Genomic DNA, 12,007 nt, shown 5'->3' with positions numbered 1-12,007 from the left:
GCCCATGATGTTGATGGCCAGCACCGTCAAGGCAAGGAAGATGCCGGGATAGAGGATGTTGTGCGGGAACACGCGGAACAGCGTGCGGCCCTCGGCCATGATGTTGCCCCAGCTCGGGATTTCCGGCGGGATGCCGATGCCCAGGAAGGACAGCGCGGCTTCGGTGAGGATGGCGGCGGCGGCAAGGAACGTGCCCTGTACGATCAACGGCGCCACGGTGTTGGGCAGGATGTGTCGGAACATCAGGATCCAGGTCGGCGTGCCGACCGAGATCGCGCCCTCGACGTACGGCTCCTCGCGCACCGTCAGCACGATCGAGCGGACGAGTCGCACGACACGGGGCACGTCGGGCACGACGATGGCGAAGACCACGGTGATCAGGCCGGCGCGCCAGATCGAGACGAGGGCGATCGCGAGCAATATGCCCGGAATCGCCATCAATCCATCCATGACGCGCATGATGATCCCGTCGGCCCACCTGATGTAGCCGGACACCAGGCCGATCACCATGCCGATGATGACGGCGATGATCGACACGGCGACGCCGACGGCCAGCGAAACGCGCGCGCCGTAGAGGACGCGGCTGTAGACGTCGCGACCCAGGCTGTCTGTCCCCATGATGGCAACGCGCTTGGCGGTCGTCCCGTCGTCGAGGCGATAGGTGATCTCGGTGCCCGGCTTCTTGTTGCGGGCCGCAGGATCGATGCGCGTCGGATCGACGGTGCCGAGGAACGGCGCCAGGATGGCGATCAGCAGCATGGCGAGCAGGATGACGCCGCCGACGATCACGTTCGGGTTGCGGAGAGCAACGAGCCAGAGGCTCTTGCGCTTGGTCGACGCCGCCGCAATGGACGCGGAGTCGACGACTTCTTCGGTGATCGCGCTCAATACCGGATCCTCGGGTCGAACAGGGTGTAGCTGATGTCGATGAGCAGGTTGATCACGACATAGACGACGGAGAAGAGAAGAATGACGGTCTGGATGGTCGGGAAGTCGCGGCTCAGCACCGCCTCGACCGTGAGACGGCCGAGACCGGGCAGGCCGAAGACGCTTTCCGTCACCACCGCGCCGCCGATCAGGATGGCGATGCCGAGACCGATCACGGTGAGGATCGGCACGGCGGCATTGCGCAGCGCATGGCGCATCAGCACCACGCGGTTGGACAATCCCTTGGCGCGGGCCGTGCGGATATAGTCCTCGTTCAGCACTTCGAGAACGGAGGCGCGCGTGATGCGCGAGATCAGGGCGATGAAGCCGACCGACAGGGTGAGCGACGGCAGGATCATTCGCTCGAGGAAGCCCCAGAAATTGACGCCGATCCGGATGTAGCCCTGCACCGGCAGCCAGCCCAGCTCGATCGCGAAGACGTAGATCAGGCAGTAGCCGATCACGAAACCCGGCACCGAGAAGCCCAGCACCGAGAAGCCCATCACCGCGCGGTCGAGCAGGGAGCCCTGACGGTAGGCGGCCATGACGCCGATCGGCACCGAAACGGTGACGGCGAAGAGCAGGGTGCAGATGGCGAGGGCAAGCGTCGGCTCCACGCGCTGGGCGATCAGCTCCGCGACGGTCTTCTTGAAGAAGAAGCTCTCGCCGAAATTGCCCTGCAGCACATTGCCGATCCAGATGGCGAACTGCGTCCAGATCGGCTCGTTGAGCCCGAGCTTGGCGCGGATATCGGCGATCTGGTCCGAGGTGGCGTTGTCGCCGGCGATGACCGCGGCGGGATCGCCCGGCGTCAATCGCAGCATGAGGAAGACGAAGACAGCCACCACCGCCAATACGGGGATGATGGCTATGAGACGACGGGCAATAAAGTCGAGCATTTTCCCTCTACGTGTCACCCGGGCAGAGCGAAAGATCCTTCGCTCCACCCAGGATGACAACGGCACCGCCGGATGGCGGTCCCGCTGTCACTTCTTCTCGATGTTCCACATCACCGGCACCGGCGCCTTCAGCCAGCCCGAGATGTTGGAGCGCATGGCGCCGGGTCCGTACCACTGGCCGATCCAGCCATACTGCGCCGTTTGCAAGGCCCGGGCCTGAACGGCCGCGGCGAGCGCCTTGTTCTTCACCGGATCCGTTTCCTTGGCGTACGCGTCGCGCAGCTTCTCCATCTCCGGATCGTTCGGCCAACCGAACCACGCCTTGTCGCCGTTCGCGACCATGTAGGAGGTCGAGATCGGGTTCAGGATGTCAGCCGCCACCGAGAATGTGTGGAAGATGTTCCAGCCGCCCTGACTCACGGGACCCTTGTTGGTTCGACGCGTGACGACGGTTTGCCAGTCCATCGATTGCATGTCGACCTTGAAACCGCCCTGTTCGAGTAGCGCCTTTGTCACAGGGGCGGTGTTGGTGAGCACCGGCAGGGTCGTCGACTGCAGCAGCACGATCGGCGTGCCGTCATAGCCCGCTTCCTTCAGCAGCGCCTTCGACTTCTCGAAGTTCGGTTTCACGAACATGTCGCCCGGCGCATCGACGGCGTTGGGCGTGCCGCAGATGAAGGCGGCCGTGCAGACCTTGTAGAACTCCGGCTCGCCGACGGTTGCCTTGAGATAGTCCTCCTGGCGGATGGACAGCAGGGCGGCCTCGCGGATCTTCGGATTGTTGAACGGCGGCTGCAGCCAGTTCATGCGGAAGATGAACTGGTGACCCAGCGGATTCCAGTTGAAGAGCGTGACGCCCTTTTCCTTCTTGAGGACCGGGATCAGGTCGTGCGGCGGCTGCTCGATGACGTCGATCTCGCCGGCGGCGATCGCATTCACCTGTTGCTGGGGATCGGGCATCTCGATGATCTCGACCCGATCGACCTTCACCACCTTGCCGCCGGCCAGGCCCGAGGGCGGCTCGGCGCGCGGCTTGTACTTGGTGTTCTTGGCGTAGACGTGCTTCTCGCCCGGCTTGGACTCGGCGTTCACGTAGATGAACGGGCCCGAGCCGATCTGGCTGTCGATCTGCTTGAAGGGATCGGTGTCGGCGACCCGCTTCGGCATCATGAACGGAACCTGCGACGACGGCTTGCCGAGCGAGTCGAGGACGAGGCCGTACGGCTCCTTGAGCACCATCTGGAAGGTCTTGGGATTGACCTCCTTGAACTCCTTCACGAAGTCCATGAGCTTCTGGCCCATCGCGTCGCGGGCGCCCCAGCGCTTGATCGAGGCGATGCAGTCCTCGGACGTCACCGGCTTGCCGTCATGCCATTCCAGGCCGTCGCGCAAGGTGAAGGTCCAGACCGTCTTGTCGCCGGAGACCTCGTACTTGTCGACCATCTGCGGCTTCACGGCATTGTTCTCGTCGGCCGCAAACAGCGTGTCGTAGATGAAGTAACCGTGGTTGCGCGTGACGTAGGCTGTCGTCCAGATCGGATCGAGGATGGTCAGGTTGCCGTTCTGCACGAACTTGACGACCTTGCCCTGGGCCAGCACCGGTCCCGCACTCGACAGGATCGCTCCGGCAACCATCGCCGCGAGCGTACGCTTCATCACTTTTTTCATAAGCCCCCTCCGGGTTTCTTCCCCATCGAAGAAGGCAGGGATCTCCCGCCTTCGTCGATGGGCGCGCGGGGCAGGGCCCCGCGCGCGGATCGGGCTACTTCTTGGAGACGTTCCAGAACACCGGCGCCGGGGCGATCAGGTTGCCCTCGATGTTGTTGCGGCGGGCCAGCGGAGCGTACCACTGGCCGACGTTGATGTGGGTCGGATGATCGACCCAGTACTTCTGCAGGTCCTCGACGATCTGCTTCTGCTTCGCGGGATCGGTCTCCTTGGCGAACTGGTCGCGGAACTTCTCGATCGTCGCGTCGCACGGCCAGCCGAACATGGCCTTGTCGCACGAGGCGTTGAAGAAGCCGGCCATCACCGGGTTGAGGATGTCGGCGGCGACCCACGAGGTGAGGAAGGCGTGCCAGCCACCGGCGTTCGGCGGATCCTTCTTGACGCGGCGGGCGACCAGCGTCTGCCAGTCCATCGACACCATGTCGACCTTGAAGCCGGCCCGCTCCATCTGCGCCTTGGCAACCGGGGCGAGGTTGGTGAGGACCTGCAGGTCGGTCGAGTGCATCAGCACGATCGGCGTGCCGTCATAGCCGGCCTCGGTGAGGAGCTGCTTGGCCTTGGCGGCGTTGCCGTTCAGCACGTCGGCCATGCCGGCGTCGGTGGCGAGCGGTGTTCCGCACACGAACGGCGCCTTGCAGACCTTGAACCACTGCGGATCGCCGATCGTCGCCTTGAGGAAGTCCTCCTGGGCGAAAGCCACGAACACGGCGTGGCGGACCTTGGTGTTGTCGAAGGGCTTGGCCGTGCTGTTGAAGCGGAACGTGTACTGGTTGCCGGTCGGGTTGCCGTTCAGCAGGTTGATGTTCTTGTCCTTGGCGAGCAGCGGCAGCAGGTCGTGACCCGGCGCCTCGATCATGTCGATCTCGCCGCTCTGCAGGGCTCCGATCTGGGTCTGCGCGTCCGGCATCGCGATCCACTCGACGCGGTCGACCTTGACGACCTTGCCGCCGGAAAGGCCCGAGGGCGGCTCGGCGCGCGGCTTGTACTTGGTGTTCTTGACGTAGACGATCTTCTCGCCAGGCTTCCATTCGTCGGCCTTGAAGACGAACGGGCCCGAACCGATCACGTCCTCGATCTTGATCTGCTGCATCGGGTCGGTTTCGGCCGTCTTCTTCGGCATCATGAACGGCACGTTCGACGACGGCTTGCCGAGCGACTGGAGCACCAGGCCGTACGGCTCCTTCATCTTCAGCTTGAAGGTCTTGGCGTCGACGACCTCGAGCCCTTCGGCCGACGCCATCAGCTTCTGACCCATCGAATCGCGGGCAGCCCAGCGCTTGATCGAGGCGACGCAGTCTTCCGCGGTCACGGGCTTGCCGTCATGCCATTCGAGACCGTCGCGCAGCGTGAAGGTCCAGGTCAGCTTGTCGGCGGACACGTCGTACTTGTCGACCATCTGCGGCTTGACGTCGAACTTCTCGTCCATGGCGAACAGCGTGTCCCACACCATGTAGCCGTGGTTGCGCTGGATGTAGGCCGTGGTCCAGATCGGATCGAGGATCTTCACGTCCGAATGCATCACGACCTTGAGCGTCTGCGCCTGCACCGGGGCAGCGGCCATGAGCCCGCCGACACTCGCCGCAGCGAGGACGGCCAACGCCGACTTCCTGAATGAAAACATGATTTTTTAGCTCCCTGTCTCGCGGCTATTTCTTGTCCTCGCACACGCTTGCAAGAATCGAGCCGCCCCACAGGACAGTAGCAGCCGGGAACCCCCCTCTGACAAGCCGATTCACGCGCTGCGCAGATGTCAGCGGGGCTTGTTGATCGCCTGCTCGAGCAGCTGGAGCACGCCTTCGGAGGCGGCGGAGGCGACGATGTCGCCGAATCCCGCCCACGAGCCCTGTGCCGCCGCAAGCGGAACCGGATTCGACTGCTCGATGTCGCCGACATTCTTGCCGGTTGGATCCTTCACGATCCATTTGACGACGAGCCGGGCCATGCGGTCGTCGATCGGCGTCATGTTCACCGTGCCGACCACGGTAAAGGCGCCGTCTTCTGCCTGGTCGACGATCACGAGCTTGCTCGATCCCAGCGCACGCCGCATGCCGGAGGTCAGCTGGCGATTGCCGTCCGAGGGCGCGCCGGTCACCGGTGCGACCAGCACCTTGACCTGCGGTTCGGCGGGCTTGGCGGCGACCGGTGTCGGCGTCGTCGTGCTCGTCGGTACGGCTCCGTCCGGCGGCGGCGGCGCCGCCGGATCGGTCGGGTACTCGTAGGGAATGGTGACGCCGGCCGCGACCTGGCCCGGCGCTTTCGGAATGAAATTGGGCGGCTTGCCGATCAGGGTCGCGACCCGGGGCGCGGCCTGCTGCGCGATGCGCGAGATCAGGCGCTCGGCCTGCTCGGCATAGTCCTCGGGCGGAGCCCGCGTCTTCACGGTCGCCGGCTCGTCGGTGCGCGGCTTGCCGCGGACGCGCCAGTCGACCTGGACCTCGATCGACATGCCGGCATCGCGGGTGCTCATCACGCCGTCGACCTGGATCGGGGCCTCGGCGGGGGCCACGGCCGCCACGATGCCGTAGGACTGGAGTTCGATGGCGAGGGCGGCTGCGACGCGTTCGCCCATTTCCGGTGGCATGTTGCGCGGCGGGCTGATCGCCACCTCGACCTTGTCGCGGATCTGGCGTCCGTAGGAGACCTGGGACGGATCGTGCTCGAAGGGCTTGGGGGTTCCGCCGCACGCCGCCAGGGCGAGCAGGCAGAGCAGCATCACAACATGGCGCATGTCGCGACGACCCCGAGCAGGCAGCAGATCATCAGGAAGTAGAAATAGGGCACGTCAGGCCGCGAGGGCGATCGCCGACAGGCCGCGCCCGTAGTCGCGCACGCCCTGGAGCGTATTGCGGCGATAGCTGAAGAAATCGTCGGTGCCGCTCAGCGTGTCGTGGCCGGTGGCGGTTACGGCGACGCCGTTCAGCGCAATGCGGTGCACGAGATAGCCGGGCAGGTCGAACATGAAATGCCCGGCGCGCGCGGCGGTCCGGAAGAAGGCGGCGTTCGCCTCGTCCTGCGCCAGGAACGGTGCGGGAAACTCAGGGCCGACCTCATAGGAATCGGGCCCGATGCAGGGACCGACCACGACCCGGATGCGTTCGCGCCGCGCGCCGAGTTTCTCCATGGCCGCGATCGTCGTGTCGACGACGCCGCCCAGCGCGCCCTTCCAGCCGGCATGGGCGGCGCCGATCACCGAGGCCTCGCCGTCGGCCAGCAGCACCGGCGCGCAGTCGGCCGCCAGCACGCCCAGCACCACGCCCGGCCGGTCGGTCACGAGGCCGTCGGCCTTGGGCGCGCCCGGCGAACTCCAGCGCTCGTCGGCGACCGTCAGCACGTCGGTCGAATGGATCTGGTGCACGGTCTGCAGGTCGGGCTCGCCGAGGCCGAACTGCGCGGCCACGCGGCGGCGGTTCTCGCGCACGTTGTCGGGCGAATCACCCGACCCGTAGCCGCAGTTCAGCGAGGAATAGAGACCGCCGCTGACCCCGCCCCGGCGGGTGAAGAAGCGGTGTTGCACCCCGTCGAGGGCGGCGAGGGTCTGGGCCTGGATCATTTATTGGTCCGAGAGGGCTTCGTCCGAGGGGATGTCCGTAAAGCCGGCTGGTGGAGCGCTCTTGCCGTCGCCGAGAGCCAGCACGCGGAAGAGGGTGCCCATTTGGTCGGGCGCGATCAAGCGGGCCGATGCCGCATCGATGGCATTGGCCTGCGCCGCTTTTGCATTGCGCTTCAGGGCCTGCGCCCGCTCGGGGAGACCGAGGCGGCGCAGGAATTCACCCTGGCCCACGGGCCCGAAGGCCGGAACGCCAGCCGCTGCCGCGAGCGCCGCGAAGTCGACATGGGCGCTGAGATCGGTCTCGCCGGGGCGGTCGAGGATGCCGGTGCCCTGATGGCCGCGCACCGCCTGCAGCGAGGCGGCGCGGCCCGCGCTCTCCAGCCCGTAGTCGATGATGAGGGCCCAGCCGCCGTCGCGGGCGATGCGCGCGCCGATGGCGCCCGCCAGGGCGCGTCCGGCTTCGCCGAGTTCCGCTTCGGCGCCTTCGCCGGCATCGGGCAACAGCGAGGCGAAGGGCGTGGTGCCCGGCGCCAGGGCCAGCCGCAGCTCGCCCTGATCGTCGAGGCCGACCATGCGCTCGCGCCAGCCGCTCGCCGTGCGATGGAACTGCCGCACGGGCAGTGCATCGAAGAATTCGTTGGCGACCAGCAGCAGCGGTCCCTCGGGCACGTCGTCGAAGCGCTCGTGCCAGGTCGGACGATGGGCCTGCAGGGCAGCACGCTGGGCCTCGCGCATCGGCGCATTGGTCTCGACGAGATGCAGGTCGATGGCGGCGTGGAAAGCCGGCACGCCGCGCGTCGCGCGCAGCGCGTCGGCCATCAGGGTGCCGCGGCCGGGCCCGAGCTCGACCAGCCGCACGGGCGACGGCCGGCCCATCGCCAGCCAGCGCTCGGCCAGCCAGGCGCCAATCAGCTCGCCGAACATCTGCGAGATCTCGGGCGCGGTGGTGAAGTCGCCGGCGGCGCCGACCGGCACGGCTCGGCGATAGTAGCCGAGCCGCGGATGACCCAGCGCCTCGGCCATGAAGTCGGCCAGCGATATGGGACCGGTGAGCGCGATGCGGCGCGCGATCAGCCCGCCTAATTCAGTCATGAGGGCTCGGTCACGGCGCCCCGGTCACGGCAGGGCGGGCTTGCGGTAGGCACGCAGGATCACCCAGAGGCCGAACAGCAGCACGGGCAGCGACAGCAGCATGCCCATGGTGACCGGCCCCCACAGATAGCCGAGATGGGCGTCGGGTTCGCGGAAGATCTCGCCCACGATGCGGGCGAGGCCGTAGCCGGCGCAGAACACGCCGGTCAGCAGGCCGGGCCGGCGGCGGCCTTCGGTGAGCTTCCACACCGCGACCACGACCAGGGTCAGCAGCACGCCCTCGAAGAAGGCCTGGTAGAGCTGGCTGGGATGGCGCGGCAGCGGTCCGCCGCGCGGGAAGACCATCGCCCACGGCACGTCGCTGATCCTGCCCCACAGCTCGCCGTTGATGAAATTGGCGAGGCGGCCGAAGAACAGGCCGAGCGGCGCCACGATCGCCACCAGGTCCGACAGCATGAACGGATCGGCCTTGTTGCGCATGGCGAAGAGCAGGATGGCGGCGATGACACCCAGCAGCCCGCCGTGGAACGACATGCCGCCCTCCCACAAGGTGAGCGCCGCCAGCGGGTGCTCCAGGTAGAAGCCCGGCTTGTAGAACAGCACGTAGCCCAGCCGTCCGCCCAGGATGACGCCGAGCGCCGCCCACAGCAGGAAGTCGTCGATCTTGACCGGCGACAGCACCTTGGGCGGTTGGTCGCAGACGCGGCGCATGACCTGCCAGCCGATCACCAGGCCCGCGATATAGGCCAGCGCGTACCAGCGGATGGCGAAGGGTCCGAGCTGGACCAGGACGGGATCGATCTCGGGATACGGGATCGCCAGGAGAAGCGCGGTGAGGGTGTTCATGAAGGCGACCCTTATAGCGGGGGAATCGCGTCCCTAAAATGTCGCGGCGCCGATCCGGGGGGATCGGCGCCGCTGGGACTATCCGAACGAGGTTTTATTGGTTTTAGCGAGAGGGGGCGTCGGAAGGTCCCTTTGGTTCAGGCTTCGCCGACCGTCTCCAGGATGGAGGCGGTCAACGCGTCGGCGGGGCTCTTGCCGGCCCAGACGACGTACTGGAAGGCGGGATAGAAACGCTCGCTTTCGGTGATCGCCACCTCGACGAGGTCGTTCAGTTGTTCGGCCATCAAGCCCTTGGTCCCGCGCAGCGGGATGGCGTGGCGGAACATCGGCAGGCCTTCCTCGGTCCACAGATCGAAGTGACCCAGCCACATCTTTTCGTTGATCAGGGCCAGCAGCCCGTGAATGTCCGAATGCCGTTCGGTGGGAATGCGGACGTCGTAGGCGCAGGTGAAATGCAGCGCCTCGACATCGTCGCGCCAGCTGAAGAACATGCGGTAATCGCACCAGCGGCCGGCGACCTCGACGGCGATTTCCCGGTCCGAGGTACGGTCGAAGGGCCAGTCGTTGGCGGACACGACCTTCTCGATCATTTCGAGCGGATTGAGGTCAGACTTCAAACGTGTCCGCTCATGTCGAGATAACGCCATAGAGCTACTCCCCAACCATTCCGCCGTGCGGCTACGCTGAGCCAATCTTGAGGCGGGTGGCCGACATATCGTGGTGGGCACCCAACAACCCACTAATGGTAGCCTGCCAAAGGAAGTCTCCCCGCGCAATAAGAAATGGGCGTGTAAAACGGGGAAAGAGTCAGGGATTCCATGAATTTAATCCCCAACGTTAAGATTCGAGTCCGGCGATTCCGCAGAACGATTCGGCGGAATCTGCTTATTGATTGAGCATAATTGACTCCGGCCCCCGGAATTTGCGGGATTTGTGCACGTCCTGAGCGATTGGCATACGGCTTGCCTTTTCCGCCTCCAAGCGCATCAGCGCCAAGACGTGCCGACGTCAAGACTTGGAGGAGGCTTCGATGTTCAAGGACCCATTCGACCCGAAGGCCTTGCTCGGCCGCGGCAGCTGCAGCTGCGGCGGCGACCATGCCCAGGCCGACCATGCCCGCCTGACGGCGGCGGCCGTGCCGGCCGGGGAGGAGGACCGCTGGAACCGCGTGGTCGATGCCGCCGTCCTGCGCGCGGTGTTCCCGGTCGATGCCCAGCGCCGCCAGTTCCTGAAGACGGTCGGCGCGGCCACCGCGATGGCCGCCATCTCCTCCGTCCTGCCGCTGGGCGCCGCCCGCGAGGCCTTCGCCCAAGGAGGTCCAGGGGGGGGCGCGCCGGAGAAGAAGGACCTGAAGGTCGGCTTCATCCCGATCACCTGCGCCACGCCGATCATCATGGCCCATCCGATGGGCTTCTATTCCAAGCAGGGCCTCAACGTCGAAGTGGTGAAGACGGCCGGCTGGGCGGTGATCCGCGACAAGTCGCTGGCCAAGGAATACGACGCCTCGCACATGCTGTCGCCGATGCCGATCGCGATCTCGCTCGGCGTCGGCTCGAACCCGGTGCCGTGGACGATGCCGGCGATCGAGAACATCAATGGCCAGGCGATCACCCTCGCCAACAAGCACAAGGACAAGCGCAACCCGAAGGACTGGAAGGGCTTCCGCTTCGCCGTGCCGTTCGACTATTCGATGCACAACTATCTGCTGCGCTACTACGTGGCCGAGCACGGGCTCGATCCCGACAAGGACATCTCGATCCGTTCGGTGCCGCCGCCCGAGATGGTGGCCAACCTGCGCGCCGACAATATCGACGGCTATCTCGGCCCCGATCCGTTCAACCAGCGCGCCGTGTTCGACGGCATCGGCTTCATCCACCTGCTGACCAAGGAACTGTGGGACGGCCATCCCTGCTGCGCCTTCACGGTCAGCAAGGAATTCGCGACCCAGAATCCGAACTCCTATCGCGCGCTCCTGAAGGCGATCATCGACGCGACCGCCTACGCCCACAAGCAGGAGAACCGCAAGGAGATCGCCAAGGCGATCGCGCCGGCAAACTACCTGAACCAGCCCGAGACGGTGCTGGAGCAGATCCTGACCGGCACCTATGCCGACGGGCTGGGCGGCGTGAAGAAGGATCCCAACCGCATCGACTTCGATCCCTTCCCCTGGAACCAGTTCGCCATCTGGATCATGACCCAGATGAAGCGCTGGGGTCAGCTCAAGGCCGATGTCGACTACGCCAAGGTCGCGTCCGAGGTCTATCTCGCCACCGACACCGCGAACATGATGAAGGAGATGGGCCTGACCCCGCCCGACCCGTCGAAGAAGACGATCGTGGTGATGGGCAAGCCCTTCGATCCGGCCAAGCCCGACGAGTACGTGAACAGCTTCGCCATCAAGCGGACCTGAGATGATGAAGCCGTATCAGGTGCTGGGGGCGCGCGACTCCAGTCGCCCGTCATGCTTGGGGGTCAAAGAAGATCGCGCCACTGGAGTGGCGCGCCCCCAGCCATGAAAACTTCGCTCGGCGTGCGGGCGGGCCTGCTGTCGGTGCTGATCTTCGTGGCCATCGTCGGCATCTGGCAGGTCGCCACCATGCCGGCGGCGGGCAGCGGCCCGGCGATGGATCCGGAATATGCCAAGCTGGTGGGGGCCGCGGCGGCCACCGGATCGAAGTCGGCGATGCCGACGCCGGCCGACATCGGCGCCACGATCTGGAAGCACCTCGCCGATCCCTTCTACGTGCGCGGCAGCAACGACAAGGGGATCGGCATCCAGCTCGCCTATTCGCTGGGCCGCGTGCTGCTGGGCTTCGGCCTGGCGGCGCTCGTTGCCATTCCGCTCGGCTTCCTGATCGGCATGTCGCCGCTGGTCTATCGCGCGCTCGATCCCTTCATCCAGATCCTGAAGCCGGTGTCGCCGCTCGCCTGGATGCCCTTGGCGCTCTACACCATCAAGGACAGC

At 65.9% G+C, this 12,007-nt stretch carries 10 protein-coding genes and 1 pseudogene; 2 read left to right on the top strand and 9 right to left on the bottom strand.

All coding sequences use genetic code 11. From position 1 onward, the window contains the following. The 9 genes from EPO41_RS16475 to EPO41_RS16435 all read right to left on the bottom strand — a co-directional run. A partial coding sequence (locus tag EPO41_RS16475; RefSeq protein ID WP_296327020.1) for an ABC transporter permease occupies positions 1–849 on the bottom strand: 849 nt, incomplete at its 3' end. 35 nt (positions 850–884) lie between these two features. Continuing rightward, positions 885–1,826, bottom strand: coding sequence for an ABC transporter permease (locus EPO41_RS16470; RefSeq protein WP_296327018.1), 942 nt, complete (start codon positions 1,824–1,826; stop codon positions 885–887). 87 nt (positions 1,827–1,913) lie between these two features. Further along, positions 1,914–3,482 carry an ABC transporter substrate-binding protein gene (locus EPO41_RS16465; RefSeq protein ID WP_296327017.1) on the bottom strand — a complete coding sequence of 523 codons (1,569 nt, stop codon included), beginning with the start codon at positions 3,480–3,482 and terminating at the stop codon, positions 1,914–1,916. 106 nt (positions 3,483–3,588) lie between these two features. Continuing rightward, positions 3,589–5,175 (bottom strand): ABC transporter substrate-binding protein, encoded by a 1,587-nt coding sequence (locus tag EPO41_RS16460; protein WP_296327015.1) that lies wholly within the window; start codon positions 5,173–5,175, stop codon positions 3,589–3,591. A gap of 129 nt (positions 5,176–5,304) precedes the next feature. Continuing rightward, entirely contained in the window at positions 5,305–6,282 is a 978-nt protein-coding gene (locus EPO41_RS16455; RefSeq protein WP_296327013.1) for a hypothetical protein, read from the bottom strand. A 54-nt stretch (positions 6,283–6,336) separates the two neighbouring features. Then, positions 6,337–7,104: a peptidoglycan editing factor PgeF gene (pgeF, locus tag EPO41_RS16450; protein ID WP_296327011.1), complete on the bottom strand. Its 768-nt coding sequence runs from the start codon at positions 7,102–7,104 to the stop codon at positions 6,337–6,339. After that, a complete protein-coding gene (locus EPO41_RS16445) occupies positions 7,105–8,196 on the bottom strand; it encodes an SAM-dependent methyltransferase (protein ID WP_296327009.1) in 1,092 nt (363 codons plus the stop codon). A gap of 24 nt (positions 8,197–8,220) precedes the next feature. Next, positions 8,221–9,042 (bottom strand): prolipoprotein diacylglyceryl transferase, encoded by an 822-nt coding sequence (gene lgt, locus EPO41_RS16440; RefSeq protein WP_296327007.1) that lies wholly within the window; start codon positions 9,040–9,042, stop codon positions 8,221–8,223. 137 nt (positions 9,043–9,179) lie between these two features. Continuing rightward, on the bottom strand, positions 9,180–9,659 hold the full coding sequence (locus tag EPO41_RS16435; RefSeq protein WP_295144536.1) for a YbjN domain-containing protein: 480 nt from the start codon (positions 9,657–9,659) through the stop codon (positions 9,180–9,182). 413 nt (positions 9,660–10,072) lie between these two features. On the opposite strand from EPO41_RS16435, the gene EPO41_RS16430 reads away from it, so the two are divergent. Beyond that, positions 10,073–11,452 carry an ABC transporter substrate-binding protein gene (locus EPO41_RS16430; protein WP_296327004.1) on the top strand — a complete coding sequence of 460 codons (1,380 nt, stop codon included), beginning with the start codon at positions 10,073–10,075 and terminating at the stop codon, positions 11,450–11,452. 102 nt (positions 11,453–11,554) lie between these two features. Then, a pseudogene (locus EPO41_RS16425) lies at positions 11,555–12,007 on the top strand (nitrate ABC transporter, permease protein); the annotation flags it as partial.

The sequence above is a fragment of the Reyranella sp. genome, assembly GCF_004297265.1.
Lineage (GTDB): Bacteria > Pseudomonadota > Alphaproteobacteria > Reyranellales > Reyranellaceae > Reyranella.
The sequence above is the reverse complement of the archived record's forward strand: the minus strand, read 5'-3'. Positions and strand labels throughout refer to the sequence as shown.